Source organism: Aeromonas sp. XH, assembly GCF_033348475.1.
In the GTDB taxonomy this organism is placed as follows: Bacteria; Pseudomonadota; Gammaproteobacteria; order Enterobacterales; family Aeromonadaceae; genus Aeromonas; species Aeromonas sanarellii.
This window is the reverse complement of record NZ_CP137630.1, coordinates 3,745,669-3,770,497: the sequence shown is the minus strand read 5'-3', so window position 1 is coordinate 3,770,497 and position 24,829 is coordinate 3,745,669. Positions and strand designations below refer to the sequence as shown.

Here is a 24,829-nt window from a genome sequence, read left to right as displayed (position 1 = left end):
ATAAAAACGACTCCAAATGGAGTCGTTTTTTTATGGCCGTGGACCGGTGTAACCACCAGGCAGGGAGATCGGGGGTGATGATTCGTCTGGCGGGGGTGGAGGATGCAGCGGCGCTGGATCACTTCTTTGGGCAACTGGACAGGGAGACCCGTTTCATGCTGTATGAGGCGGGGGAGCGCCCCTCGGATATCGAGGGGCAGCGCCAGCGGCTCGAGGCCATGGCGGCGGCCCCCAATCAGGCCATGTGGCTGCTGGTGCTGGCCGGGGAGGTGCAAGGGTTTGCCGTGCTCATCGGCGGCGGCCTGGCGCGCAACCGCCACTGCGCCCTGGTGGTGATGGGGCTGCGGTCGAGTGTTCGCGGGCTGGGATGGGGTGAGCGGTTACTGCGCACCCTGATTGCGGCCGCCGGCGAGCTCGGGATCCAGCGGTTGGAGCTGGGGGTAATGGCCCACAACGAGGTGGCCCACGCCCTCTATCGCAAGTGCGGCTTCCGGGACGAGGGGTTGCGGCGGCGGGCCTATCGGCTGGATGAGGGTTATGTGGACGAGATCAGCATGGGGTTGCTGCTGTCGCCCGGAGCGCAATGACTTGGCTGACCTGGAGGGGGAGGCGACAGAGTGTCCGACGGCTTGATGAAGGGAGGAACGCGCTGATGAAAGGTATCTTGTTACGCTGGCTCGCTCGCTACGACGCCTGGTGCCAGGAGTGGGGGCTCACCCCGGAGAACCGGCGCTGTTGCGCGCCGGTGCGCCATGACGAAGACGAGGATGCGCCAGAAACGCGCGACGACGCCCTCAATGATAATTGCGCGTCACGGCGCCGGTGACGCTGTTGTAGTCGAACGAGAGCCCCTCCGGATACGCCGGAAAGCGGCCGATGGAGTCGCGCAGGATATAGCGGCAGTTGTCGTGGCGCAGATTGCCTTCGAGTTGATCATTGGCCGGGATCAGCCGTGAGATATAGTCGCTTTTTGAATCTGTATGGCGTTCATCGGCTGCCGTCAGGTCGGTGTCGAGCAGGGCGCCGAACAGGCTCTCGCAATCGTCCCGGCTGCTGACGGAGATCTGATCGCTGTCGCCACCGGGGAAGATTGTATCGGGGCCCTGACCCCCCTGATCCTCCTTGGTCCCCACCGGCCAGCCATGGCGGTTGATGTCGAGATCCTGCTTGCCCATGCCGCTAAAGTTGTAGAGTGCCAGCGGCTCCCCCTTCACCTTGACCGCCCAGCCAGCGTGGGCGAGCTGCACGGCGCTGGCAAAACTGCCCGCCGTCGCCGAGACGCTGCTCTTGAGCGCATCGTCCTGGATGTTGATGAAACGGGGCAGGGCGGTGACGGCCAGGATCCCCAGCACGACGATGACCAGCACCAGTTCTAGCAGGGTAAAGCCGCGGGAAACGCGTGTTGACATGAGATGAACCCAGTGAGTACGACAAACAGGTAGGCGCGATATGGAACTGATAGACACCCACTGCCACCTGGACTTTCCCGTCTTCGATGCCGAGCGGGAGGCCCTGCTGGTCCAGTGGCGCCAGTTGGGCGTGGGCGAGTATATCATCCCCGCCGTGGGAGAGGTGAACTGGGGACGGATCAGGACGCTGGCCGAGCGCCACGGCGACATTCGCTATGGGCTGGGGATCCATCCCTGGTATGTGGGGGCCCAGACGGAGGGGGTGCTGGCTAGGCTGGAGTCCCTGCTGGCGTGCCGGCCCTCTGGGCTGGTAGCGGTCGGGGAGTGCGGGCTGGATCTGCGCACCCAGGTGTCCCAGGAGGGGCAGATCGAGATGTTCGAGGCGCAAGTAAGGCTGGCCATGACTTACGATCTGCCCCTCATCGTCCACTCGGTGCGAGCCAATGACACCGTCGCCAAGATACTGCGGCGCTTCAAGCCGGCGAGAGGGGGGGTCATCCACGCCTTCAGCGGATCTCAGCACCAGGCAGAGGCGTTCTGGCAGCTGGGGTTCAGGCTGGGGATAGGGGGCGTCATCAGCTATGAGCGGGCCAACAAGACCCGGGAGGCGATCAGAGCCATGCCGCTGGAAGCCCTGGTGCTGGAAACCGATGCCCCCGACATGCCGTTGCAGGGGCGACAGGGGGAGATCAATACCCCGGGGAGCCTGCCGGTGATCGCCGACATGCTGGCACAATTGCGCCAGCAGCCGCTGGAGGATGTTATTTCGGTGTTACATGAATCCACCCGGCAACTTTTCCCACTGGGAAAATGAAAGTGAAACATTTTGTTAACGACTGATGCCGATGTGATAAAAAACAGCGTCCATAAAAATCGTTTTCGGTCTAATTAAACGATGTTCAGCCCGTTTCTGGCTTATAAAATGTGACCAGTATTCTATTTTGTCGCACCGTAATTAGTATAATGCGCACCCTTGATTAGCGGCTTTAATACACAAATCGTTAACAAGCTGGCTGGTGCTACTAAAGAGGAAGTCTGAATAATGAATCTGATAATGGGTCTGGTAGGGATGGCAACGCTCGTCCTTATCGCGGTGCTATTTTCCAGTAATCGCAAAGCAATAAGAGTGCGTACCGTCGCCGGTGCCTTTGCAATCCAAGCCGGCCTGGGTGCCTTCGTGCTGTACGTCCCGGTTGGCCGCGACATCCTGGTGGGCGTATCCGATGCCGTTTCCAGCGTCATCGGTTATGGTCAGAACGGCATCGAATTCCTGTTCGGTGGTCTGGTCGGCAACAAGATGTTCGAAGTGTTCGGTGGTGGCGGCTTCATCTTCGCCTTCCGCGTGCTGCCGGTCATCATCTTCTTCTCCTCCCTGATCGCCGTGCTCTATTACCTCGGCATTATGCAGTGGGTCATCAAACTGCTGGGTGGTGGCCTGCAGAAAGTACTGGGCACCTCCCGTACCGAATCCCTGTCCGCCACTGCCAACATCTTCGTCGGCCAGACTGAAGCCCCGCTGGTGGTACGTCCCTTCATCTCCAAGATGACCGACTCCGAGCTGTTCGCCGTCATGTGTGGTGGCCTGGCGTCCGTGGCCGGTTCCGTGCTGGCAGGTTACGCCTCCATGGGCGTCAAGATGGAATACCTGATTGCCGCCTCCTTCATGGCCGCCCCGGGTGGTCTGCTGTTCGCCAAGCTGCTGGTACCGGAAACCGAGACCCCCAGCTACGACGAGAATACCGCCGAGGGCGAGCTGGACGACAAGCCGGCCAACGTGATCGATGCCGCCGCCGCCGGTGCTTCCGCCGGTCTGCAACTGGCTCTGAACGTCGGCGCCATGCTGCTGGCCTTCATCGGCCTCATCGCCATGATCAACGGCATCTTCTCCGGCGTGGGTGGTTGGTTCGGCTATCCGCAGCTCTCCCTGGAACTGCTGCTGGGCTGGCTGTTCTCCCCGCTGGCCTTCCTGATCGGCGTGCCCTGGAGCGAAGCCGTGGTCGCCGGCTCCTTCATCGGTCAGAAGCTGGTGGTGAACGAGTTCGTGGCCTACCTGAACTTCGCCCCCTACCTGAAGGATGAAGTGCTGATCAACGGCGTGGCCATGTCCGAGCACACCAAGGCCATCATCTCCTTCGCCCTGTGCGGCTTCGCCAACCTGTCCTCCGTCGCCATCCTGCTGGGTGGTCTGGGCTCCATGGCACCGAACCGTCGCGGCACCATCGCCAAGTTCGGTCTGAAGGCCGTGCTGGCAGGTTCTCTGTCCAACCTGATGTCTGCCACCATCGCAGGCTTCTTCCTGGCGCTGTCCGGCATGTAATACTGCCTGACCGTGAGGGTAAAGACGAACGCCACAGCGACTTGCTGTGGCGTTCTCGTTTGGAGCGGTGACAACCGTTTTCCTTTCTAGACTAATAATAAAATGAGTCAAATCGGAGGTTCTATGAATGAAGTGCTACTGGCAATGGCGGCCGGCTTTATCGTTGGGGTGTTGTTTTCTTTCCTCAAGTTGCCGATCCCGGCGCCTCCCGTACTGTCCGGGGTAATGGGGATTGTGGGGGTGTATCTGGGAGGGATTGCCTACTCCTGGATCCTGACCCGCTTCTTCTCCTAAAGCACCTTACAGTGCTGGATTTGCCGGATGTGAGGTACCTCTGAAATTGGCAAATCCGGCTTGCAAACACGGGGTATCTCGGCTGAAATAGGCGATGCCAGCAGGGTGCTGGCATTGACTAATGCCCGATGAATTCGGGTGTTGGCGGTCAAATGGAATTGATTGGGAAGTCGGGTCAGACCTTGTCTGCCTTTCTCAAGTCTTCATGGAACCAAGTCCGCACTTTTGTAAGAAAGTGACAGGGCTCTTGCCTTATTTGCAGCCGTATTGCCTGTGCATTTGCGCTGCAATTCCATATCCCGTTGCTCCGGGAGCGTCTCTTGCCGACCCTCAGTGTCCGGTGACGGCCGTTCGCGGGTGATGGGGCTTATCAAGACTTTGGAGACATAGCATGACTGATCTGAAACTGGCCGCCCAACGTGCCCTGAACCTGATGGACCTGACCACCCTGAACGATGACGACACCGATCAGAAGGTGATCGATCTGTGCCGCAAGGCCAAGTCCCCGGCCGGCCTCACCGCCGCCGTCTGCATCTATCCCCGTTTCATCCCCATCGCGCGCAAGACCCTGCGTGAGATCGGCGCCGCCGACGTGCGCATCGCGACCGTGACCAACTTCCCCCACGGCAACGACGACATCGAGATCGCCGTGGCCGAGACCCGTGCCGCTGTCGCCTACGGTGCCGACGAAGTGGACGTGGTCTTCCCGTACCGTGCCTTCATGGCTGGCAATGAACAGGTCGGCTTCGATCTGGTCAAAGCTTGTAAGGAAGCCTGTGGCGCCACGGTGCTGCTGAAGGTGATCATCGAGACCGGCGAGCTGAAAGAAGAAGCGCTGATCCGCCGTGCCTCCGAGATCTCCATCGACGCCGGTGCTGACTTCATCAAGACCTCCACCGGCAAGGTGCCGGTGAACGCGACCCCGGAAGCGGCCAGAATCATGATGGAAGTGATCAAGGCCAAGAACCCGAGCGTCGGCTTCAAGCCCGCAGGTGGCGTGAAAGACGCCGCCGTTGCTGGCCAGTATCTGGCCATGGCCGAAGAGATCCTGGGCAAAGACTGGGTATCCGCCCGCACCTTCCGCTTCGGCGCCTCCAGCCTGCTGGCCAGCCTGCTGGCAACCCTGGGGCACGGCGACAAGCCGGCCAACACCAGCGGTTACTAAGCGACGGCAGGGGGCGGTGTGCCGCCCCCTCTCCGGATCCTGTTCGGTTTGTGTTCGTGCGTGACGCACGGAGGGAATGAAAGATGTTTTTGCCTCAAGAAATCATTCGCAAGAAGCGCAACGGTGAAGCGCTCAGTACCCAAGAGATTCAATTCTTCATTCAGGGCATTACCAACAACACCATCGGCGAAGGCCAGATCGCGGCGCTCGCCATGGCGGTCTACTTCAAGGACATGACCATGGACGAGCGGGTCGCCCTGACCTGTGCCATGCGCGACTCCGGCATGGTGCTGACCTGGGACCACCTCAATCTGGGTGGCCCCATCGTCGACAAGCACTCCACCGGTGGCGTGGGCGACGTCGTCTCCCTGATGCTGGGCCCCATGGTCGCGGCCTGCGGTGGCTTCGTGCCTATGATCTCCGGCCGTGGCCTGGGTCACACCGGCGGTACCCTCGACAAGCTGGATGCCATTCCCGGCTACCAGACCTCGGTGGACAACGATCGCTTCCTGAAGGTGGTGAAGGAGGCCGGGGTCGCCATCATCGGCCAGACCGGCGATCTCGCCCCGGCCGACAAGCGCATCTACGCGGTGCGCGACATCACGGCCACCGTGGAATCTATCGCCATGATCACCGGCTCCATCCTCTCCAAGAAGCTCGCCTCCGGCCTGGAAGCGCTGGTGATGGACGTGAAAGTGGGCTCCGGCGCCTTTATGCCGACCTTTGAAGCATCTGAAGAGCTGGCCAAGAGCATAGTCGCGGTGGCCAACGGCGCCGGCTGCCGTACTTCTGCCTTGCTGACCGACATGAACCAGGTGCTGGCCTCCAGCGCCGGCAACGCAGTGGAAGTGCGCGAAGCGGTGCGCTATCTGACCGGTGAATACCGCAACCCGCGTATCCACGAAGTGACCATGGCGCTCTGTGCCGAGATGCTGATCTCCGCTGGTCTGGCCCGTGATGAGCAAGAGGCCCGTGCCAAGCTGCAGGCCGTGCTGGACAACGGCAAGGCCGCCGAGATCTTTGGCCGCATGGTGACCGGCCTCGGTGGCCCCGCCGACTTCATGGAGCGCTACGACGCCTATCTGCCCAAGGCCGCCATAGTGCGCCCCGTCTATGCCGCCAGAAGCGGTTTCGTGACCGCCATGGATACCCGCGAACTGGGTCTGGCCGTGGTCGCCATGGGCGGTGGCCGTCGCGCCGCCGGTGACAAGCTCGACTACGCAGTCGGTCTGACCGACTTTATCCGCCGGGGGCAGAGCGTCGAGGCTGACAAGCCGCTCGCCCTGATCCACGCTCAGACAGAAGCTCAATTTGCCGAGGCAGCCCGCATGGTGCAGGCTGCCGTCAAGATCGGCGACACCCGACCCCAGGCGCTGCCCGAGGTTTACCGTCGCATCGGTCTGGCTGATTTGTAACAAGGGGAAGTCCCATGAAACGTACCTTTATTCTGATGATGGACTCTTTCGGTATCGGTGCCGCCGCCGATGCCGACAAGTTCGGTGATGTGGGCGCCAACACCCTTGGCCATATCGCCAAGGCCTGCGCCTCCGGTGAGATCGAGGGCCGCGGCCCTCTCAATCTGCCGAACCTCAACAAGCTGGGTCTGGGTCACGCGGGGGAACTCGCGAGCGGCATCTTCCCGGCCGGGTTGAAGAAGGATGTCGAGGTGATCGGCGCCTACGGCTTCGCCCAGGAGCTTTCCTCCGGCAAGGACACCCCATCCGGTCACTGGGAGATCGCCGGCGTGCCCGTGTTGTTCGAGTGGGGCTATTTCCACGATCATCACAACAGCTTCCCGCAGGAGCTGCTGGACGCCATCGTCGAGAAGGCCGGCCTGCCGGGCTACCTCGGCAACTGCCACGCCTCCGGCACCCAGGTGCTGGACGATCTGGGCGAAGAGCATATGCGCACCGGCAAGCCGATCCTCTACACCTCTGCCGACTCCGTGTTCCAGATCGCCTGCCACGAAGAGACCTACGGCCTCGAGAAGCTCTATGAGCTGTGCCACATAGTGCGCGAGCTGCTGGAGCCCTACAACATCGGCCGCGTCATCGCGCGTCCGTTCGTGGGCAGCGGCAAGGGCAACTTCAAGCGCACCGGCAATCGCCACGACTACTCCGTGCTGCCGCCGGCGCCGACCGTGCTGGACTACATGAAGGAGGCGGGCGGCCAGGTGGTTTCCATCGGCAAGATCGCCGACATCTATGCCCAGCAGGGCATCACCAAGCAGGTGAAGGGCACCGGCCTGACAGAGCTGTGGGACCGAACCCTGGAAGAGGTGAAGGCCGCCGGTGACAACACCATCGTCTTCACCAACTTCGTGGACTTCGACTCCTCCTACGGTCACCGCCGCGACGTGAAGGGCTACGCCGATGCGCTGGAGTACTTCGACTCCCGTCTGCCCGAGCTGTTCGCGCTGATGCAGGATGGCGACGTGGTGGTGCTGACCGCCGACCACGGCTGCGATCCGACCTGGAGCGGCACCGATCACACCCGCGAATACATCCCTGTGCTGTTCTACGGCAAGCCGGTCAAGGCGGGTTCCGTCGGCCGTCGCGAGACCTTTGCCGACATCGGCCAGAGCATCGCGGCCTACCACGGTCTGCCCAAGCTGCAATACGGCACCAGCTTCCTGTGATGCCGACCCGGGGCGGACCTGTCCCGGAGGCAAAGGGGATCTGTTTCCTGTAATGTACCGGCCCGTCGCCGCGAGGTGGCGGGCAACACAATAAAGACAATAAAACTCAACCTAGTGTGAAGGAATAAAGAGAATGGCAACTCCTCATATCAATGCGAAAGATGGCGCCTTTGCTGATACCGTGCTGATGCCGGGCGACCCCCTGCGTGCCAAGTATATCGCCGAGACCTTCCTGGAGAACGTCGAGCAGGTGTGCGACGTGCGTAACATGTTCGGTTTCACCGGCACCTACAAGGGCCGTCGCATCTCCGTCATGGGCCACGGCATGGGCATCCCGTCCTGCTCCATCTACGCAAAAGAGCTGATCACCGACTACGGCGTGAAGACCCTGATCCGCGTGGGCTCCTGCGGTGCCGTGCGTGAAGACGTGAAACTGCGTGACGTGGTGATCGGCATGGGCGCCTGCACCGACTCCAAGGTGAACCGTCTGCGCTTCAAGGATCACGACTTCGCCGCCATCGCCGACTTCGATCTGGTTGCCAATGCCGTGCAAGCCGCCAAGAACAAGGGCGTGGCCGTGCGCGTGGGCAACATCTTCTCCGCCGACCTGTTCTACACCCCTGATCCCTCCATGTTCGACGTCATGGAAAAGTACGGCATCCTGGGTGTCGAGATGGAAGCCGCCGGTATCTACGGCGTGGCCGCCGAGTACGGTGCCAAGGCGCTGACCATCTGCACCGTTTCCGATCACATCCGTACCGGCGAGCAGACCACCTCCGAAGAGCGTCAGCTGACCTTCAACGACATGATCGAAATCGCGCTGGACTCCGTGCTGCTGGGCGATTGATCCCCGGCTTCGGCTCCATACAAAACGGCGACCTGGGGTCGCCGTTTTTTTATGTCTCATTGGGGATGCAAGCCTAGAGGGCTGGTTGTGCCACCTAGGTTTCCTGGCCTCAATCAAGAGAGTAAGGCCATGAAATGAAAGCATATGCTTACCCAATCGATCTTCATGCTGCTCCCAAGCATCGGGTGGGTCAGCGAGGGACCGACCGGCCCCGCGTCATCTTCTGTGATCTCCATGACGCTGCTCTCGGCCCATGTTAGCTGCCAAGCTCCTAGGGTAGATAAAGTGCCCTAATCCCCCTCAGCGCTAACCACCAGCGACCAGCTCTTGTCGGGATCGAACAGCTGGATCGCCTCGACGGCGGTGGCCGTATCGGCCCCGAGATCCTTTTGATAGACCCGTCCCTCGTGATTCACCATGAAGGTCATCACCCCGCTGGTGGCATAATCGGCAGGCCAGGCGAGCAGGGCGACACCGTCTCTTAACTGCCCTTCGACAAAGTACTCTTTCTGCCCCCCATTGGCAGCGGCTCCCTGGGCATACAGGATACGGTAGTAGTAGCCATGATAGGGGGTGCGTTGACCGACCACGGCCCTGTAGCCCTCGGCCGCGGCACGGACGACCTCCTCTCCGGCCGGGCTGGCTGGTTCACCCTCGCCAACGGGCCAATAGAGCCCATTGTGCTGTCCTGGATCACTGCGCAGTTTTGCCGCAAAGAGTCCCGCAGGTTGGCCATCATGCCCCAGGGCGGCGTACTCCAGCTGTGCGTCGATAAAGCCACGGCACACCGCAATGGCCCCCAGCTCATTGCGACCGATGCGGCGATAGACGATCTCTTTGGCTCCGGCGGCGCCATCGAGATACCACTTGCCATTTTCGGCCACGAGGGGGATGGGCAGTGGCCAATCCGACTCCCCCACGACCAGGATCATTTTATCCCTGCCTTCGGCCACCAGTTGGTGCTTGCTCTTGAAGCTCGCGACGAAGGCGGAGCGATCATTGGCATCGGCTACCTCATCCCCCGAAGTGACGGCCTCCTCACTATTTTCACCGAGCAACAGCGTCAGTGCGGCGACGTCGTTCTGCTCCAGGGCCGTGATCAGGGCCTGCACCGCCTCATCCGGGGTCGCGAAGGTGCGCTGCGCCATGGCGCTTGCGTCGCAGGCAACGGTCAGGGCGAACAGGGCCAACCCCCATGAGGGGGCCCAACTCCATTTCAACAAACGCTTCATCATCGCGTACTCCGTCTGGGTTGAGTGTTGCGCCCTGTACGCGCGCTACTGGCCACGCTTTCGCGGCCACGTTGGCTGGCGGCGCGCTCGGTTCTGCCCGAACTCTGTACCCCTTGGAAGGCACTCCTTGAGGTTGAGGCCGAGGCCACAGGGGCTCTGCGCGTCGCCGTCTGTGTCGCGCTCTTGGTGTGAGTGGTGCGTGGTTGGACATAGCCGCGGTCACGCGCTCCTGCGGTTTGTGGCGTGATTTGCTGCCGCTTGACCCTGTCTCCTACGTAGTCGCCCTGGCGCGGCGTGCGCTGGGCCACATTCGCCTCCCTGTTCGCCTGTCTGGCGTCGCGCGTCACCTTGGCATTGTCGCCTTGGGGTTGGCGGTTGGCTCCCGCATAGCTTCCCTTCGGGGCGGTTGCGCGAGCCTCCCGGTTCACCTCATTGACCGCGCGCGGTGCGCCGGCGTATTCGCCTTTAGGCTGGCGATCGGCCCCCGCATAAGTCCCCTTGGGGGCTGCATCTCGTTGGACCGCCCCTGCCGCGTTATTCAGTGGGCGCTGTGCCAGAGTCGCCAGCTCAGGGCGGTTGGGGCGCGCCGCCGTGATGGGGCTGTCGGCCTGGCGCAGGTAGTTGTTGGGGCCGCGCTCAAACTTGTTGAAGTAATCGTCCCCCTTGGCGTTGATATAAATATTGTTGTTGGAGCCCCGCTGATAGTTGACCGGACGGTTGTAGCCACTGGTGGGACGAAAACCGTTGCCATAGTTGGGGTTGTAACGATAGGGGACGTAACCGCTGGGATAACCTGCTCCCCACCTAGGGTAATAGGGGTGATAGTCGTCCTCATAGTCATCGTCGTTGAAGACTTCGTTGACCAGCATGCCCGCACCAAAGGCGAGCAAGCCCGTCAGGACCATATCATCGCGGTCATATTCATCATCGTCATCGCTGTCATGGTCGTGATCGTCATGCTCCACCACCGTCGTAGTCGTTGTCGCAGGCACGGTCGTTGTCGTGGTCTCTGTGGTCACCGGTGCCGGCCCGGCAGCCGGCGCGCTATAGACGGCGGTTGGGTCGTATTGCGGGGCATAAATGACGTCAGGGTTGGCAGGGGCAATGGTGACGATCTGCTGATTGTTCTGTTCATCTTTGGCGACGTCCATCTGCTCGGAGTCTTTCAGGTTGCCCACCGCCATCGCTTGCTGGCGCAGGCGCTGAACGGCAGCCAGAACGCCCGGCTCATCGGCCAGGAAGGCACTGCCCAGCTCGGTCGTCCACTCCATCTTCAAGCACATCATGTCCATGACGGTCGGGAAGTGCATCAGCGACATGGTTGGCGGCGTAAAGCCCAGCGGCGCAATGGCGGCTGTCAGCTCCTTCCCCTTGAGACTGGGGTGGGCGACCAGCCAGTTGCCGGCATCGAGCACCTCTTGCGGATTGGTGGCGCTGGCCAGCACCTGAGCCAATAACGCATCCGGGTAGAGCGCTACGGGTGCAAGCAGGGTCTCAAGCGCCTCTGGGGTATATTTCGATGCTTGTGCGTTAACGGGCTGCCCTTGCGGTGCGACCGCTGCACTGGTTGTGCTGGCGGCCGAGACCACGTTGGGCTGAACACTTTGCGCGACGGAAGGCGGCTCCTCTTTGCAGGCAGCCAATCCCGTGCTGAGGGCGAGCATGGCTGCCAACACGCTCCGGCGAAATAGGGGTTGCTTCATGATCGTGCTTCCTTCTGCTGGAGTGGCTGATGCACCCCTTGCCTGATGATTTGCATAAATGTGGTATCTCATCGCATTCAAGGCGGGCGTTTCATACCGAAAACATAAACCACGAATCGAGATCACACCCAACGCCGGCAGGAAAGGCGTGAAAAATTCAAGTGCGCCTGTCTCAGGCTATGCCCGGTACCTTAAGGTGAGCAGAATCAGATGGGCAGACAGTTGAACGCCGGTGCAGCGCTGATGGCGGGATAGCCTGGTCAGGCAACGGCGGCATGAGGTGAGCGAGGAGAGGTCACTTCGTTGACGGACGTTTCGGCGACGACGGCGGTGCCAGGCGCCTCGATACTCCGCTCGATAGTCATCTCGAGCAGTTGAGGGGGACGGGTATCGCGAGCAGTACCTTATTCGATGCCAGGCGGTGGGGCATTGTCGCCTGTCTGGGGCGGTGCCGGGCGCTTCTTGTGCTTGCGCACCCGCACGTAGTTGCGGCGCACCCCGTAGGAGATGAGCAGGCCGGCCAGCAGCATCACCAGCAGCATCAGCCGCTGCTTCTCCTGGCTTATCTTGAGCTGGGTGTCCTGCGCGGCCAGCAGCTTCTGCTCCTCCAGAGTGATCCTCAGGTAGCCCAGGGTCAGGTTCCCCTCCTGGATCTCCTGGACGAACTGGATGCGCCCCTTGCCCTGCTCCGGCAGGGACTTGTTGTCGGTGCCGATGGGCAGCAGGCTGTCCAGCGGCACCGCCTGATCCGACTGGGCGAGGGGGATGCCGCGGGCGTCGTAGAGGGTGACATCCAGGATGTCGGGGTCGGCGGCGAGATCCTGCGCCAGCCGCTCCAGCTCGCTCTCCTTGTCTTCCTTGATCCAGCGCCCCATGTCCCGGGCGGCATAGGCGACCAGCGCCTGGGCCCTGTCCCGTGCCGCACTGTGCAGCGCGGCCTGGCTCTCTCCCTGCATGTGGATGAGCAGCACCAGCACCCAGAGGCCGAGCAGGATCCCTGCCGCCAGGCTGATGACTCGTTTGATGGGAAGGTGACGCACAGCACAGAGCCTCTGGTGGTGAATGAAGGAGGGGCCGGGTTTCTGGTGGCCCCTCGGCGGGGCCGGGAGGGGCCTGCGGCACCGCAGGCGGGATCTTGGCGCTTGCCTGTACAAAAAGCAATACGCTACTCTGGGCCGGCATGATGAACCCCATGATTTCCAAGGAAGGCGTCTCTCTTATGTTGTTGTCCCAACTCCCCCGCTCCCTGCACGACTGGTCCAGTGCCCTGTGCAGCGCGCCCTGCTGGCAGCTCACTCCCGAAGCCCTGCTGCCTGCGTCCCGTGCCCACGATGGCGCCTGGCTCGTCCTGTTTGGCAGGGCGCTGGACGCCGGCCATCTGGGGCGGCTGGCCAGGCTGCTGGCCAGCCACGAGGTGGAGGCCAGTCTCTATCCCGTGGGGGAGCAGGCCGGCATCCCCCTGCTGCTGCTCGGGGCGAGCCGCTTCTCCCCTGAACTGGTGCAGGAACTGAAAGCCCAGGAGTGGGACATCGATCTGTGCCACCTGCCGACCCTGCCCACCCTGGGGGAACCCGGTTTGCTGGTGATGGACATGGACTCCACCGCGATCCGGATCGAGTGCATCGACGAGATAGCGCGGCTGGCGGGCGTGGGCGAACAGGTGGCGGCCGTCACGGCGGCGGCCATGCAGGGCAAGCTGGAGTTTGCCGACAGCCTGAGGGCCAGGGTGGCCCTGCTGGAAGGGGCGCCGGTCACCATCCTCGACGAGGTGGCGGCGAACATGCCCTGGATGCCCGGCTTGCCACTCATGGTCGATACCCTCAAACAGGCGGGCTGGAAGGTGGCGATCGCCTCGGGCGGTTTTACCCGGTTCGCCGGTCAATTGCAGCGGGAGCTTGGACTGGACGCCGTCTTCGCCAACGAGCTGGCGGTGGAGGGGGGTCTGCTGACCGGCAAGGTGAGCGGCCCCATAGTGGATGCCGCCGTCAAGGCCGAGGTGCTGCAGCGGCTCGCGGCGGAGCACGGCATCGCCGCCAGCCAGACGGTGGCTGTCGGCGATGGGGCCAACGATCTCAGGATGATGGGGGTGGCCGGGCTCGGCATCGCCATCCACGCCAAGCCACTGGTGCGTGCCCAGGCGGCGGCCACCCTCAACCACCACGATCTGGAAGGGGTGCTCTGCCTGCTCGGCGCGCTGGCCTGTCGCGACCGGCGCTGGGGCTGAGCAGGCTCAAGGAGGAGCTGAAAGCAAGATGGAACTGTTGCAACAATCCCTGTTTGTCCCCTGCGGCGAGCATCGACTGCACGTACGCCACATCCAGCCCGGTGTCGCGGTGCATGCGGATCCCATCCTGATGGTGCACGGCGCCATCGAGAACGGCCGCATCTTCTACACCGAATCCGGCAAGGGGCTGGCCTGTTTCCTGGCACGGCACGGCTATCAGGTGTATGTGGCGGATCTGCGGGGGCGGGGGCTCAGCACCCCGGCCATCGCCGAACGGGCCGGTCACGGCCAGCATGAGCTGATCACCGAGGATCTGCCCGCCCTGCAACGCTGGGTCGCCGCTCGCCATGCCGGTGCCAGGGTGCACTGGATGGCGCACTCCTGGGGGGGCGTCATCATGGCCTCGACCCTGGTGCGCTTCCCCGCGCTGGCCGACCAGATAGCCAGCCTGGTGTTCTTCGGCACCAAGCGGGGGGTCTCGGTGCAGAACCCCGAGCGCTGGTTGAAGGTGGATCTGATCTGGAACCGGCTGGCCCCCTGGTTGGCGCGCCATCGCGGTTTTCTGGCCGCGCGCCGGTTGCGGATAGGGGCGGACGATGAGCCGCTGCGCTACCTGCAGGAGACCATCCCCTGGGTGAAGTGCGGCCCCTGGCAGGATCCGTTCGATGGCTTTGCCTACGGGGAGGCGGCAGCCAGGGTCAACTGGCCGCCGCTCTGGATGATCTCGGCCAAGGCCGACAAGGTGCTGGGTCACCCGACCGACGTGCGCCGTTTCAGCGACGAGATGGGCTCGGCCACCCGTCACACCCGCCTCGGGCGGGACAACGGCAACCGGCTCGACTACGACCACATCAACATGCTGACGGCGCCCCAGGCCCAGGAGGATCACTTCCCCGAGATCCTGGCCTGGCTGCGCAACCCGCAGGCGGCCTGAGACGGACAAGGGCGGCCCCGGGGCCGCCCTTGTCGTGAATGGCGCTCGCCCCGCCAGGGTCAGTGCGCGGCGATGCCGAGCCGGAACAGGGTGGCCTGGGTGGTATCGGTCAGCTCGCCCACCCCCACCACGCTCCACAGCTCCTCTTCCAGCTTCTTGGCCTTGTGAATGGCGAACTTGGCGATGTAGTCCAGCTCGTTGGCGATGAAGCTGGTGTCCGGCCGGCCGGTGCGGGAGATGCCGACCAGCACCGAATAGAACTCACCCTGCTGCCGGGCCGACTCGATGAAGCGGCGCTTCTGCTCCACCGATGCAAAGCTGCTGGCAAGCTGGCTGCGAAACAGGGGCGCTCCCCCCTTGGTGTGCAGGCCGGCGATATAGACCTCATCCTCCTCCGGCTTGTCTTCCCGAAGGATGGCGCGCAGAGGGGCGAGCAGCAGGGTCTTGAGCAGGGAGCCCTGCAGCAGGGGGTAGAGGTTCGCCTGCCCCTCCCGCTCGGCGCAAGCCTGCAACAGGCCGGCGAGACTGCGCGGCCTGGGGGCCAGCCCCAGGGCGGCGGGGCGGGGCGGCCCGTTGAGCTTGTTCACGTAGACAGGGGTGTTGAACAGGTGGTGGGTATAGAGGTTGCGCAGCGCCCTGGCCATGCCACGGTAGCGCTTGTGCTCCCGGGTGGTCTTGAGCTTGTTCTGGTTGCTCTCTATCAGCAGGCTGAAGAACTGGTGGCCGATGTGGCGCTCCGCCACCCCCTCGATGCACAGGTGCAACACGGTTCGACTCTGGTTGAGGCTGACCAGCCGGTAGGGGAGACGCTGCAGATCCATGTTCCTGGCGAGATCCTGCAGGCGGGGCAGGGCGACCTGGAGTATGTCCCCCTTCTCGCCGGCAAACGCCTCCTCCAGCTCGATCTGCATGCCGTGGGCCGAGATGTCGCGGGTCCAGCCGAGCCAGGCGCGATCCTGGTGGCGGACCACGATGGCCGTCTTGTGGACGTAGCGGGCCTCCTTGCGCAGTTGCACATAGTGCAGCGTCTCTATTTCGAAGGGGACCGAATGAATGTCGTGGCCGAAGCGCTGCAAGTCGTTGGCGTTGTGCGCCTGGCGGCTGTCGAACCGGAATTCCTCGCGCTGATTGTCGAGCCCTATCTCCTGCAGCATGCCCACGTAACCCAGCTGGTCTAGCCGCTCGCGCAGCAGCCTGTCCTGCAGCTGGTGTGCCCCTCCCGGCTGGTTGTCGAGATCGGCCTCGGCCAGGGTGCAGGCCTCCAGGCTGAACTTGTAGACGCGCCAGCTGGGGCGGCGGGCGCCTACCTGGAAGAACAGGGTGGTCAGCCCGCTCTGCTCCAGCTCTTCCCGGGTGGCGGAGAAGAAGTAGAGGTGGCTGCGTACCGAGTGGGTGAAGCTGTAGATCAGGGTCTCTCGCAGCCCCCCCCTGTCCGGCAGCAGGGAGGGCATCCGCGCCGCCGTGAAGAGGGTGGCGAGCATGTCGCGGTTCTTGGCGTCGCGCCAGTACTCCAGGATGTGCTGGTTGTTTTCGGTCCGCAGGGCGATCTCGAGGGCCGGGGCACTGCCCTTGCCGAAGAAGAGCGGCATGCCCGTCATGCGCGGCAGGTAGAACTGTTCATACCCCTTGATGATGGCGGCCGACAGCAGGTAGTCGACGCTGACCCGGTAGCGGTTGCGGTTGTGTTCGATGAAGTCGCGCAGGAAGCTGTCGAAGGCGGGGTGCTCGCCGCTCTTCACCAGGCGGAGCCAGTATTTCCCCTCTTTCTGCTCCTCCCCCAGGATCTGGTAGACGATCGACTGGCGCAGCACGGGGTGAGGGTGTTCGCGCTCCAGGCCGGTGAAGAAGACCTCGATCTGCTCGCCGGTCTGATACTCGGGCAGGTAGGGCACCGAGACCCGGATCCCGCCGAGGGAGATATCCGAGCTCTTGACCTGCAGTTTCTCCCCGCTCGCCAGGTGCAGCACCATGGGCGAGCTGAAGTGCATCCGCTCCTCCTGCCTGCCGTAGTGGCTGGCGAAGGGGATGGCGTTGACCTCGAAGGGCTGAAACGGATTGAGCGGCAGGGAGAGGTGCTCGCTGCGCCCCTGATTGAGCCTGTACCAGGCTTGCAGCGCCTCGTAGACCCCCAGGGTATAGGCGTCCCTGTAGAGGTAGCACTGGGATTGAAACAGCTCGATGGCCTCGGCGGGCATGAAGTGGGTGACCCCCTCGAACTCGTATACCTGGCAGAGGGCGCCGAGCTCGTTGCGCATGTCGATCACGCGTCGGCAGGGGGTGCACTTGCGCTTGAGCTCCATCTTCAGCAGGAAACGGCCGTTGGTATTCTCGTTCTGGGTCAAGCGGTTGAAGATGTCGTCGAAGTCCTTTTCCCGAAGCAGGGGGACAAGCTGTTCTATCAGGTGTAGGGGCTGTTCTGAATCCATGTATTCCTGCCGCGGAAAGTCACTTTTCCGATTCTGGGTTTGATCTGTCGGTCGCAAACCAGTATATCAAGCAGGAATTCATCCTGTCCCCGAGTTATCCATGGCCAAAAACAAAACCGCCTATGTTTGTTCCGAATGTGGAGCCGACTTCACCCGCTGGCAAGGTCAGTGCAGCGAGTGCAAGGAGTGGAACACCATCACCGAGGTGAGGCTGGGGGTCGCGACGCCCGGCAAGAGCGCCCGCTACACAGGTTATGCCGGTGCCGTCGGCAGCCAGGTGCAGACCCTGGCGGAGATCGCCACCACCGAGATCCCCCGTTTCAGCTCCGGCTTCAAGGAGCTGGACCGGGTGCTCGGCGGCGGCGTGGTGCCCGGCTCGGCCATCCTCATCGGCGGCAATCCGGGGGCGGGCAAGTCGACCCTGCTGCTGCAGACCATGTGTGGCCTGGCGCAGCGGATGAAGACCCTCTACGTGACCGGGGAGGAGTCCCTGCAGCAGGTGGCGATGCGGGCCGGCCGGCTGGGCCTGCCCACCGATCGGCTGCGCATGCTGTCCGAGACCAGCGTCGAGCAGATCTGCCTCATCGCCCAGCAGGAGCAGCCGCAGATCATGGTCATCGACTCCATCCAGGTGATGCACGTGGCGGACGTGCAGTCCGCGCCGGGCTCCGTCTCCCAGGTGCGCGAGTCCGCGGCCCTGCTCACCCGCTACGCCAAGCAGAACCACGTGGCCATCTTCATGGTGGGCCACGTCACCAAGGACGGCACCCTGGCCGGCCCCAAGGTGCTGGAGCACTGCATCGACTGCTCCGTGCTGCTGGACGGGGGTCATGACTCCCGGTTCCGTACCCTGCGCTCCCACAAGAACCGCTTCGGGGCGGTCAACGAGCTCGGCGTGTTCGCCATGACGGGGCAGGGGATGAAGGAGGTGAGCAACCCCTCTGCCATCTTCCTCAGCCGGGGCGAGGAGCAGGCCCCCGGCTCCATCGTCATGGTGATCTGGGAGGGCACCCGCCCGCTCTTGGTGGAACTGCAGGCGCTGGTGGACTATTCCCAGCTCTCCAACCCGCGCCGGGTGGCGGTGGGCATGGATCACAACCGCCTCGCCATGTTGCTGGCGGTGCTGCACCGTCACGGGGGGCTGCAGATGGCGGATCAGGACGTCTTCATCAACGTGGTCGGTGGCGTCAAGGTGGAGGAGACCAGCGCGGATCTGGCGCTGCTGCTGGCCATGGTCTCCAGCTTCAGGGATCAGGCCCTGCCCAAGGATCTGGTGGTGTTCGGCGAGGTGGGGCTCTCCGGCGAGATAAGGCCCGTGCCCTCCGGTCAGGAGCGGCTGCAGGAGGCGGCCAAGCACGGTTTCCGCCGCGCCATCGTGCCCCACGCCAATGCCCCCAAACACCCCATTGAGGGGATGGAGGTGGTGCCGGTGAAGAAACTCTCCGATGCCCTCGAGGCCCTGTAGCCGATGGCGGTCGACAGACAATGAAAAGGAGCGCCTCGGCGCTCCTTTGTGTATCCGCGCCTCTCAGGGCGTCGTCGGCGGGACGTGCTCCCTGTGTTCTTGCAGCAACTGCTCGAGCTCGCGATGGAGCAGCTGCTCTTCCCCGATGTTCAGCTCGATCATCCGCTTGAGGTGGGTGGCGCTGTCGATGTCGATGTGGTGGCAATAGAAGCCCAGCTTCTTGCTGGCCTCGTGGGTCAGCTCGACCTGCATCTTGATCTCGATGTCGCTGCCCCCCAGCACGAAGCAGATCTCGTACTCCTTGTCGTCGCTGGCGACCCAGTCCTCGGGCCTGAGCAGCAGGGCTCCCTGCAGGGAGACATCGACCAGCTGGGTGCGCCACTGGTGTTCACCCTGGGTGAGCCTGGCGGCGGTCAAATAGAAAATGCGTGTGAAGTGGCGGCGCTCGGCCATGGTCGTCTCCGGTCTGCGTGCGAGCACAGTGCTCATCGTTCATGTTCCAGAGTGTAATGTAGCTGGCGCATCAGGATGTTGAACTGGCTCCGGTATTGGATATCAGACCCGCTGATGGCTGAGGGATTCCACCACCTGCAGCGCCTTGACCAGGCGGTCTTCCTGCTTGAACCTGTCTTCCAGCACGGGGCCCAGCTGGTTCAGATCCTCGTCGAGTTGCAACAGCTGTGCCTCGTCGGCATTGCTGTACTTGTCGTTGAACTCCAGCGCGAACTCGGTACAGGCCCGGATGTGGGGGTAGATGCGTTTGGCCAGCTCCAGCTTGTCGCCGCTGGCCTGCTCGAAGGCGGTGACCACGTGGTTGTAGATCTCGAAGTGGCCGGCGCTGACGTAGTCGACCAGCTGTTCGCAGAAGCGTTGCAGCTCGATGTGACCGGGAAGGGATCGCTGCTTGGACTTGGTGGGCATGAGCCCGGCCAGTCGCATGTACTCGACCAGCAACGCCTGTCTGGCATCGAGCCAGTCGTCTATCGCTCTGTGCTTTCCTGCCAGTGCGCGCTTGGTGTTTTCCAGTTCAGTTAACATAGTCCCTCCATGGGCATGGCATGCGGCACTCTGGTCGCACACCTCCGGTCATTCTCATCGACTGACGACACTCCTATAACTAGGGAAAATCCTGTTGACCGTCAATAGGAGTGTAGGGATATTGTTACATCAGGCTGGGGGCTGCATACAAGTCTCCGCCGGTTTCGCGCGCCGTGTCGCCCATCTGGGTGACAAAGGGGCGAGATATGTGACTATTTCCGCAGATCTTGATGAAAACCCCAGCATTCAAACCAATCCGGCTGATAAAGCCTTTGCCTGAGTGTTTTTTTTTGAATAGAGTGGCCCGGTGCTAAATGCCCGATCATAAAGGAAATGTTATGAACAAAGCTCAACTTGTCGATGCAATTGCCGCCAAAGCAGACCTGAGCAAAGCTCAGGCCAAAGTCGCTCTGGAAGAGATCATCAATGGTATTACCCAGAGCCTGAAAGAGGGCGATGCCGTTCAGTTGGTGGGTTTTGGTACCTTCAAGGTCAACCATCGCGCAGGCCGCACCGGTCGCAACCCGCAGACTGGCAAAGAGATCCAGATTGCAGCCGCCAATGTGCCGTCCTTTGTGGCAGGCAAGGCGCTGAAAGACGCCGTCAAGTAATCGCGTAAAGTAATCAAATGAAACCCGGCTCATGCCGGGTTTTTTCTTGCCATCTTCGTTAGAATTTGTTTCAGATACACTCAGGATATGGCATGCGCTGTAGTGAGGTGGATATGGAACAGAAGAATGCCATTCGGCAGGTGGCCGTACCCTGGGCCCCCTCTCGTCAACTCCCCCCCGGCCTGGTGGTGGCCGAGCTGCATCAGGACATCTGGAGCGACACCCTGACCATCATGCTGGGCCGTGCCCGCAGCATAGACCTGCCGCCGCAGCCCCTCTGCCGGGTCAATTTCCGCCACATCTTCGCGGTGCGGGTGATGGAAGACTGCGATCTGGCGGAAGGGCGCGACAGCCACGTCATCGAGGAGCAGATCCAGCTGATCATTCCGTCCCGCTTCGCCAGCTGGTTCCATCAGGAGTCCGATGGCCTGCATCTGGACGAGGACTTGCAGCATTACCGCATCTCGACCTGGGATTACTGCGCCGACGTGCTGACCTCGTCCCCCCCCGAGCTGCAGTTCGTGGCGCCGGAGGAGTGAATCGGCCCCCCATTCCCGTCAAGGAAACAAAAAAAGCCGGCGCATCGCAGCGCCGGCTTTCCTGTCTGGGGTGTCAGCCCAGCAGCTGATCCCGGTGCAGGCCCAGCACGATCAGCAGCCCGATGAAATAGAAGGCGCTGAGCTTGATGCCCAGGATGGCGAGCAGGCCGGCGCAGAGGCGCACCAAGGCCTTGTGCAGCCAGGAGCCGGTGAAGCGATACATGGTTACTCCACCGACTCGGCGCTGGCGAATTCCGGCACCTTGGCCACGGCGTCCAGCACCACCTGGATGCCGGCGCCCGGCTTGCAGGCATTCTCGCTCAGGTGACGACGCCAGGCGCGCGCTCCCTGCATGTTCTGGAACAGACCCAGCATGTGGCGGGTCATGTGGGAGAGGTAGTTGCCCTTGGCCAGCTCCTGTTCGATGTAGGGCAGCATCATCCGCACCACCTCGTGGCGGCTCGGCACCTCGCCCGCCAGGCCGAAGATCCGGTTGTCGACCTCGGCCAGGAGGTAGGGGTTCTGGTAGGCCTCGCGCCCCATCATGACACCGTCGAGGTGTTGCAGGTGTTCGAGGGACTGCTCCAGGCTGGTGACCCCGCCGTTGATGGCGATGGTCAGATCCGGATAATCCTGCTTGACCCGGTAGACGCGGGGGTAGTCCAGCGGCGGGATCTCGCGGTTCTCTTTCGGGCTCAGGCCGCTCAGCCAGGCCTTGCGGGCGTGGACGATGAAGGTGTCGCAGCCGGCGTCGCGCACCTGCTCGATGAAGGTCTGCAAAAACTCGTAGGAGTCCTGCTCGTCGATGCCGATGCGGGTCTTCACGGTTACCGGGATCTTGACCACGTCGCGCATTGCCTTGACGCAGTCGGCCACCAGGGCGGGCTCGCCCATCAGGCAGGCGCCGAAGCGGCCGTTCTGGACACGATCCGACGGGCAGCCCACGTTGAGGTTGATCTCGTCATAGCCGCGCTCCTCGGCGAGTTTGGCACAGCGGGCCAGATCCGCCGGGTTGCTGCCTCCCAGCTGCAGGGCTAGGGGGTGTTCCTGCTCGCTGTAGCCCAGATAGTCCCCCTTGCCGTGGATGATGGCGCCCGTGGTCACCATCTCGGTATACAGCAGGGTCTGGCGGGTCATCAGACGGTGGAAGTATCGGCAATGCCGATCGGTCCAGTCCAGCATGGGGGCGATGGAAAAGCGCTGCGCCTGCATAAAAATCATCCGGGTTGGCCAAACAAGGGGGCGGATTCTACCACAACGTGAGACAGGCTCCGAAAATGAATTTTGTCGCCGCGCCGGGTAGGCCCTGTGATAGTATCCGGCTAATTGACAGGGTATCTGCGTGATCATGAATCAAGACCAACTTCTACAACGAGCGGAGCGCCTCTGCGAGCAGCGCGGGATCCGCTTCACCCCCACCCGGCGCCAGGTGTTCCGACTGCTTGCCGCTCATGGCAATGCTATCAGCGCCTACGATCTGCTGGCCCAGTTGCAGCGGACCGAGGCCCATGCCAAGCCCCCCACCGTCTACCGGGCGCTCGACTTCCTGCTCGAGCAGGGGTTTGCCCACAAGGTGGAGTCGCTCAACGCCTTCATCTTCTGCTGCCATTTCGACCATGCCCATCCGATGCAATTGTTGATCTGCGACCGCTGCAAGGAGGTGGTGGAGCTGCACGATCCGGCCATCGACGGCGCCTTTTCCGAGCAGGCTCGCCAGCATGGTTTTACTATTACCAACAAGACCATAGAAGCTCATGGCCAATGCGCTAGCTGCTCTGCCATCCTAGGAAGTCAAGATGAAGGCTGATTTTGTAAACCCGTTCCTGCTCTCCCTGCTCAACGTGCTCTCCACCATGGCGCAGCTGGAGCTCAAACCTGGCGCTCCCAAGCGCAAGACGGACGAGCTGGCACGGGGAGACGTCTCCGGCCTCATCGGCATGGTGGGTCCGCAGACCCGGGGCTCCCTCTCCATCAGCTTCGAGAAAGGGCTGGCCCTTGAGATCATGCGCCGCATGCTGGGGGAGGCGCCGGCCACCCTCAACGAGGAGGTGACCGACATGGTGGGCGAGATCACCAACATGGTGACGGGCGGCGCCAAGCGCATGCTGGGAGAGAAGGGCTATGAGTTCGACATGGCGACCCCCATCATCGTCTCCGGCCCCAATCACACCATTACCCACAGGGCCGACGGCGCCAAGATCATGATGCCGTTCGATTCTGAATATGGCCGCGCCACCATAGAGATCTGCTTCGAGTAATCGCCATGTGGAAGATGCTGAAATGGAGTGTCATCGGAGGGGTTGTGCTGCTCATCCTGTCGGATATCGAGATCCGCACCTCCCTCTACAAGTACGAGGACAACAGCGTGCAGATCAGTTTCCCGCGCTGGCAGGCCGAACAGCCCTGGGGCACCCTGCGCTGGCACGCAGGTCGGCTCGAACATCACTGGTACGGCCTGGCAGGCAAGCCCAAGCCTGCTCCCGTGCTCTGAGCGAGTGACCATTTCGCACCCACCAACACCAATGAAAGAGGCCAGCAGATGCTGGCCTCTTTTTTATCTAGCGATGGCGCCGGGGTGACGGTCAGGCGGCTTCGGCAGCCAGCTTGTCGGCACCGCGTACCATGACACCCAGGCCGCAGGCCAGCAGGGTCGGCAGCAACCAGGCCAGGCCCTTGTCGAACAGCGGCAGGAAGGCGAACGCATCCATCTTCATGCCGGCGGCGCCCAGGCCGTCCAGGCAGCCGAACAGGAAGGCGACCAGCAGCACGGAGCGGAACACCAGGCGGGGGCGACCGAAGTAACCCTTCAGGAAGGTGACCAGCACCAGCGCCACGGCCACCGGGTAGATGGCGACCAGGACAGGGATGGAGAGGCTGATGAGCTGGCTCAGACCCACGTTGGCTACCACGGCGCAGATGACGCCCAGCAGCACCACCAGCTTCTTGTAGCTCATGCCGGTGAGGTTGTGGAAGAAGTCGGAGCAGGCGGAGATCAGACCCACTGCGGTAGTGAAGCAGGCCAGGGTGATGATGGCCGCCAGGATGAACTGACCCGGCTGGCCGAACAGGCTCAGCACATAGGCGTTGACGATGGCACCGCCGTTGCTGACGTCGGTGGCGACGCCGGCCGCGGTGTTGCCGAGCTGGAACAGGGAGACATAGACCACGGACAGGCCGATGGCGGAGATGATGCCCGCGATGGCCAGGTACTTGAACTGGCTCTGGTAGTCGTTGATGCCCTTCTGGCGCAGCAGATCGACGATCAGGGCGCCAAACATCAGGGACGCCAGGGTGTCCATGGTGTTGTAGCCCTCCAGGATCCCTTTCACGAAGGGGGTGTTCTGGTAGTCACCGGAAGCGGCAGGCATGGTGCCCTGGGGCGCGATGAAAACACCGACGGCCAGGGTCAGCAGCAGCAGCATCAGCACCGGGGTCAGGTACTTGCCGATGGCGTCCATCAGCTTGCCCTGATTCATGGAGACCAGGATGGAGATGCCAAAGAAGACGACAGTGTAGGCGATCAGCCCGGCCTGGCCCATATCACCGATAAAGGGCTTGAGGCCCATCTCGTAGGCTACCAGGCCGGTACGGGGAGCGGCGAAGGCCGGGCCGATGATGATGTAGATGGCGACGGCCAGGGCGGTGGCCACGCCAGCCGGCAGCAGCTTGGTCATGCCGGCCCAGCCGTTGCCCGCCTTGGCGACGGCGATGATGGTGATCAGGGGCAGACCCACGGCGGTGACCAGGAAGCCCAGCATGGCCAGGGAGAGGTGCTCGCCCGCCATGAAGCCGGCCAGGGGCGGGAAGATGATGTTGCCTGCGCCCAGATAGAAGGCGAAGGTCATGAAGCCCAATCCGAGTACGTCGGACAATGTGAGTGATTTCGTCAAGTTCAACCTCGTCTGTCTTGTAAACTATTGCTTGTTATAGTTTTTTATTGGTCGGTGACCGGCGTTGTTCAGGGGTAAAAAAAAGAGCCCCGCTGAT

The 24,829-nt window shown here is 62.5% G+C and carries 26 protein-coding genes; 16 read left to right on the top strand and 10 right to left on the bottom strand.

The annotated features are described in order from the left end of the window. The first annotated feature begins 77 nt into the window (after positions 1-77). Complete coding sequence (locus R2B70_RS17365) at positions 78-587, top strand: GNAT family N-acetyltransferase (RefSeq protein WP_216991775.1); 510 nt, start codon at positions 78-80, stop codon at positions 585-587. A 207-nt stretch (positions 588-794) separates the two neighbouring features. On the opposite strand, the gene tppF is transcribed toward R2B70_RS17365, so the two are convergent. Next, on the bottom strand, positions 795-1,409 hold the full coding sequence (gene tppF / locus R2B70_RS17360) for a type IVa pilus pseudopilin TppF (RefSeq protein ID WP_318162080.1): 615 nt from the start codon (positions 1,407-1,409) through the stop codon (positions 795-797). Between the two features lie 40 nt (positions 1,410-1,449). On the opposite strand from tppF, the gene R2B70_RS17355 reads away from it, so the two are divergent. The 7 genes from R2B70_RS17355 to deoD all read left to right on the top strand — a co-directional run bounded on the left by R2B70_RS17355 (position 1,450) and on the right by deoD (position 8,670). Further along, a complete protein-coding gene (locus tag R2B70_RS17355) occupies positions 1,450-2,223 on the top strand; it encodes a TatD family hydrolase (protein WP_318162079.1) in 774 nt (257 codons plus the stop codon). Positions 2,224-2,451: 228 nt separating this feature from the next. Further along, positions 2,452-3,726 carry a NupC/NupG family nucleoside CNT transporter gene (locus tag R2B70_RS17350; RefSeq protein WP_209793664.1) on the top strand — a complete coding sequence of 425 codons (1,275 nt, stop codon included), beginning with the start codon at positions 2,452-2,454 and terminating at the stop codon, positions 3,724-3,726. A gap of 123 nt (positions 3,727-3,849) precedes the next feature. Continuing rightward, on the top strand, positions 3,850-4,020 hold the full coding sequence (locus R2B70_RS17345; protein ID WP_010673027.1) for a XapX domain-containing protein: 171 nt from the start codon (positions 3,850-3,852) through the stop codon (positions 4,018-4,020). A gap of 391 nt (positions 4,021-4,411) precedes the next feature. Further along, a complete protein-coding gene (gene deoC, locus R2B70_RS17340; RefSeq protein ID WP_318162078.1) occupies positions 4,412-5,185 on the top strand; it encodes a deoxyribose-phosphate aldolase in 774 nt (257 codons plus the stop codon). A gap of 83 nt (positions 5,186-5,268) precedes the next feature. Next, positions 5,269-6,600 carry a thymidine phosphorylase gene (gene deoA, locus R2B70_RS17335; protein WP_318162077.1) on the top strand — a complete coding sequence of 444 codons (1,332 nt, stop codon included), beginning with the start codon at positions 5,269-5,271 and terminating at the stop codon, positions 6,598-6,600. Between the two features lie 14 nt (positions 6,601-6,614). After that, positions 6,615-7,823 carry a phosphopentomutase gene (locus tag R2B70_RS17330; RefSeq protein ID WP_318162076.1) on the top strand — a complete coding sequence of 403 codons (1,209 nt, stop codon included), beginning with the start codon at positions 6,615-6,617 and terminating at the stop codon, positions 7,821-7,823. A gap of 133 nt (positions 7,824-7,956) precedes the next feature. After that, the gene (gene deoD / locus R2B70_RS17325; RefSeq protein WP_039039949.1) at positions 7,957-8,670 is read left to right on the top strand and encodes a purine-nucleoside phosphorylase; all 714 of its coding nucleotides are present in this window, start codon (positions 7,957-7,959) and stop codon (positions 8,668-8,670) included. A gap of 290 nt (positions 8,671-8,960) precedes the next feature. On the opposite strand, the gene R2B70_RS17320 is transcribed toward deoD, so the two are convergent. From R2B70_RS17320 to R2B70_RS17310, 3 genes are all read right to left on the bottom strand, one after another. Continuing rightward, entirely contained in the window at positions 8,961-9,905 is a 945-nt protein-coding gene (locus R2B70_RS17320) for a DUF2950 domain-containing protein (RefSeq protein WP_318162075.1), read from the bottom strand. After that, positions 9,902-11,605, bottom strand: a complete 1,704-nt coding sequence (locus R2B70_RS17315) for a DUF3300 domain-containing protein (RefSeq protein ID WP_318162074.1) — start codon at positions 11,603-11,605, stop codon at positions 9,902-9,904. The genes R2B70_RS17320 and R2B70_RS17315 overlap by 4 nt, the downstream gene beginning before the upstream one ends. A gap of 404 nt (positions 11,606-12,009) precedes the next feature. Then, on the bottom strand, positions 12,010-12,645 hold the full coding sequence (locus R2B70_RS17310) for an AhpA/YtjB family protein (RefSeq protein ID WP_318162073.1): 636 nt from the start codon (positions 12,643-12,645) through the stop codon (positions 12,010-12,012). Positions 12,646-12,824: 179 nt separating this feature from the next. On the opposite strand from R2B70_RS17310, the gene serB reads away from it, so the two are divergent. Then, a complete protein-coding gene (gene serB / locus R2B70_RS17305; RefSeq protein ID WP_318162072.1) occupies positions 12,825-13,829 on the top strand; it encodes a phosphoserine phosphatase SerB in 1,005 nt (334 codons plus the stop codon). Positions 13,830-13,857: 28 nt separating this feature from the next. Continuing rightward, on the top strand, positions 13,858-14,763 hold the full coding sequence (locus R2B70_RS17300; RefSeq protein ID WP_209793657.1) for an alpha/beta fold hydrolase: 906 nt from the start codon (positions 13,858-13,860) through the stop codon (positions 14,761-14,763). Between the two features lie 59 nt (positions 14,764-14,822). Here the strand turns inward: R2B70_RS17300 and R2B70_RS17295 are convergent, their stop codons facing one another. After that, positions 14,823-17,189, bottom strand: a complete 2,367-nt coding sequence (locus R2B70_RS17295; protein WP_318162071.1) for a PilZ domain-containing protein — start codon at positions 17,187-17,189, stop codon at positions 14,823-14,825. 100 nt (positions 17,190-17,289) lie between these two features. Here R2B70_RS17295 and radA point away from each other — a divergent pair, with 100 nt between their 5' ends. Continuing rightward, complete coding sequence (radA, locus tag R2B70_RS17290) at positions 17,290-18,654, top strand: DNA repair protein RadA (RefSeq protein WP_042079338.1); 1,365 nt, start codon at positions 17,290-17,292, stop codon at positions 18,652-18,654. A gap of 63 nt (positions 18,655-18,717) precedes the next feature. On the opposite strand, the gene R2B70_RS17285 is transcribed toward radA, so the two are convergent. Both R2B70_RS17285 and R2B70_RS17280 read right to left on the bottom strand, forming a co-directional pair. After that, positions 18,718-19,107 (bottom strand): PilZ domain-containing protein, encoded by a 390-nt coding sequence (locus tag R2B70_RS17285; protein ID WP_219144410.1) that lies wholly within the window; start codon positions 19,105-19,107, stop codon positions 18,718-18,720. A gap of 102 nt (positions 19,108-19,209) precedes the next feature. Further along, positions 19,210-19,692: an Rsd/AlgQ family anti-sigma factor gene (locus tag R2B70_RS17280; RefSeq protein ID WP_042079336.1), complete on the bottom strand. Its 483-nt coding sequence runs from the start codon at positions 19,690-19,692 to the stop codon at positions 19,210-19,212. 338 nt (positions 19,693-20,030) lie between these two features. Here R2B70_RS17280 and hupA point away from each other — a divergent pair, with 338 nt between their 5' ends. Both hupA and R2B70_RS17270 read left to right on the top strand, forming a co-directional pair. Then, positions 20,031-20,303, top strand: coding sequence for a nucleoid-associated protein HU-alpha (gene hupA / locus R2B70_RS17275; protein ID WP_005305063.1), 273 nt, complete (start codon positions 20,031-20,033; stop codon positions 20,301-20,303). 113 nt (positions 20,304-20,416) lie between these two features. Next, on the top strand, positions 20,417-20,842 hold the full coding sequence (locus tag R2B70_RS17270) for a hypothetical protein (RefSeq protein ID WP_042079335.1): 426 nt from the start codon (positions 20,417-20,419) through the stop codon (positions 20,840-20,842). Positions 20,843-20,915: 73 nt separating this feature from the next. Here R2B70_RS17270 and R2B70_RS17265 read toward each other — a convergent pair whose 3' ends face one another. Continuing rightward, a complete protein-coding gene (locus R2B70_RS17265) occupies positions 20,916-21,065 on the bottom strand; it encodes a hypothetical protein (RefSeq protein ID WP_084203124.1) in 150 nt (49 codons plus the stop codon). A 2-nt stretch (positions 21,066-21,067) separates the two neighbouring features. Continuing rightward, positions 21,068-22,054, bottom strand: coding sequence for a tRNA dihydrouridine(20/20a) synthase DusA (gene dusA, locus R2B70_RS17260; RefSeq protein WP_318162070.1), 987 nt, complete (start codon positions 22,052-22,054; stop codon positions 21,068-21,070). A gap of 136 nt (positions 22,055-22,190) precedes the next feature. On the opposite strand from dusA, the gene zur reads away from it, so the two are divergent. Genes zur through R2B70_RS17245 form a run of 3 tightly spaced genes read left to right on the top strand, consistent with a single transcriptional unit; the run spans position 22,191 to position 23,333 of the window. Then, entirely contained in the window at positions 22,191-22,649 is a 459-nt protein-coding gene (gene zur / locus R2B70_RS17255) for a zinc uptake transcriptional repressor Zur (protein WP_209793651.1), read from the top strand. Beyond that, positions 22,639-23,100 carry a chemotaxis protein CheX gene (locus R2B70_RS17250; protein ID WP_042079333.1) on the top strand — a complete coding sequence of 154 codons (462 nt, stop codon included), beginning with the start codon at positions 22,639-22,641 and terminating at the stop codon, positions 23,098-23,100. The genes zur and R2B70_RS17250 overlap by 11 nt, the downstream gene beginning before the upstream one ends. Positions 23,101-23,105: 5 nt before the next feature. Next, entirely contained in the window at positions 23,106-23,333 is a 228-nt protein-coding gene (locus R2B70_RS17245) for a hypothetical protein (protein WP_042079332.1), read from the top strand. 91 nt (positions 23,334-23,424) lie between these two features. Here R2B70_RS17245 and brnQ read toward each other — a convergent pair whose 3' ends face one another. Next, entirely contained in the window at positions 23,425-24,687 is a 1,263-nt protein-coding gene (gene brnQ, locus R2B70_RS17240) for a branched-chain amino acid transport system II carrier protein (protein WP_042079405.1), read from the bottom strand. Positions 24,688-24,829: the final 142 nt, after the last annotated feature.

What these genes read in the sequence shown, in the direction of transcription:
- R2B70_RS17355 (WP_318162079.1), top strand. Translation starts at nt 1,450, where the DNA reads ATGGAACTGATAGACACCCACTGCCACCTGGACTTTCCCGTCTTCGAT.
- R2B70_RS17330 (WP_318162076.1), top strand. Translation starts at nt 6,615, where the DNA reads ATGAAACGTACCTTTATTCTGATGATGGACTCTTTCGGTATCGGTGCC.
- deoC (WP_318162078.1), top strand. Translation starts at nt 4,412, where the DNA reads ATGACTGATCTGAAACTGGCCGCCCAACGTGCCCTGAACCTGATGGAC.
- dusA (WP_318162070.1), bottom strand. Translation starts at nt 22,054, where the DNA reads ATGCAGGCGCAGCGCTTTTCCATCGCCCCCATGCTGGACTGGACCGAT.
- R2B70_RS17300 (WP_209793657.1), top strand. Translation starts at nt 13,858, where the DNA reads ATGGAACTGTTGCAACAATCCCTGTTTGTCCCCTGCGGCGAGCATCGA.
- R2B70_RS17265 (WP_084203124.1), bottom strand. Translation starts at nt 21,065, where the DNA reads ATGTATCGCTTCACCGGCTCCTGGCTGCACAAGGCCTTGGTGCGCCTC.
- serB (WP_318162072.1), top strand. Translation starts at nt 12,825, where the DNA reads ATGTTGTTGTCCCAACTCCCCCGCTCCCTGCACGACTGGTCCAGTGCC.
- radA (WP_042079338.1), top strand. Translation starts at nt 17,290, where the DNA reads ATGGCCAAAAACAAAACCGCCTATGTTTGTTCCGAATGTGGAGCCGAC.
- R2B70_RS17320 (WP_318162075.1), bottom strand. Translation starts at nt 9,905, where the DNA reads ATGATGAAGCGTTTGTTGAAATGGAGTTGGGCCCCCTCATGGGGGTTG.
- R2B70_RS17245 (WP_042079332.1), top strand. Translation starts at nt 23,106, where the DNA reads ATGTGGAAGATGCTGAAATGGAGTGTCATCGGAGGGGTTGTGCTGCTC.
- R2B70_RS17350 (WP_209793664.1), top strand. Translation starts at nt 2,452, where the DNA reads ATGAATCTGATAATGGGTCTGGTAGGGATGGCAACGCTCGTCCTTATC.
- deoD (WP_039039949.1), top strand. Translation starts at nt 7,957, where the DNA reads ATGGCAACTCCTCATATCAATGCGAAAGATGGCGCCTTTGCTGATACC.
- deoA (WP_318162077.1), top strand. Translation starts at nt 5,269, where the DNA reads ATGTTTTTGCCTCAAGAAATCATTCGCAAGAAGCGCAACGGTGAAGCG.
- R2B70_RS17270 (WP_042079335.1), top strand. Translation starts at nt 20,417, where the DNA reads ATGGAACAGAAGAATGCCATTCGGCAGGTGGCCGTACCCTGGGCCCCC.
- R2B70_RS17250 (WP_042079333.1), top strand. Translation starts at nt 22,639, where the DNA reads ATGAAGGCTGATTTTGTAAACCCGTTCCTGCTCTCCCTGCTCAACGTG.
- R2B70_RS17280 (WP_042079336.1), bottom strand. Translation starts at nt 19,692, where the DNA reads ATGTTAACTGAACTGGAAAACACCAAGCGCGCACTGGCAGGAAAGCAC.
- R2B70_RS17315 (WP_318162074.1), bottom strand. Translation starts at nt 11,605, where the DNA reads ATGAAGCAACCCCTATTTCGCCGGAGCGTGTTGGCAGCCATGCTCGCC.
- brnQ (WP_042079405.1), bottom strand. Translation starts at nt 24,687, where the DNA reads ATGACCTTCGCCTTCTATCTGGGCGCAGGCAACATCATCTTCCCGCCC.
- hupA (WP_005305063.1), top strand. Translation starts at nt 20,031, where the DNA reads ATGAACAAAGCTCAACTTGTCGATGCAATTGCCGCCAAAGCAGACCTG.
- R2B70_RS17345 (WP_010673027.1), top strand. Translation starts at nt 3,850, where the DNA reads ATGAATGAAGTGCTACTGGCAATGGCGGCCGGCTTTATCGTTGGGGTG.
- R2B70_RS17365 (WP_216991775.1), top strand. Translation starts at nt 78, where the DNA reads ATGATTCGTCTGGCGGGGGTGGAGGATGCAGCGGCGCTGGATCACTTC.
- zur (WP_209793651.1), top strand. Translation starts at nt 22,191, where the DNA reads ATGAATCAAGACCAACTTCTACAACGAGCGGAGCGCCTCTGCGAGCAG.
- R2B70_RS17285 (WP_219144410.1), bottom strand. Translation starts at nt 19,107, where the DNA reads ATGGCCGAGCGCCGCCACTTCACACGCATTTTCTATTTGACCGCCGCC.
- tppF (WP_318162080.1), bottom strand. Translation starts at nt 1,409, where the DNA reads ATGTCAACACGCGTTTCCCGCGGCTTTACCCTGCTAGAACTGGTGCTG.
- R2B70_RS17295 (WP_318162071.1), bottom strand. Translation starts at nt 17,189, where the DNA reads ATGGATTCAGAACAGCCCCTACACCTGATAGAACAGCTTGTCCCCCTG.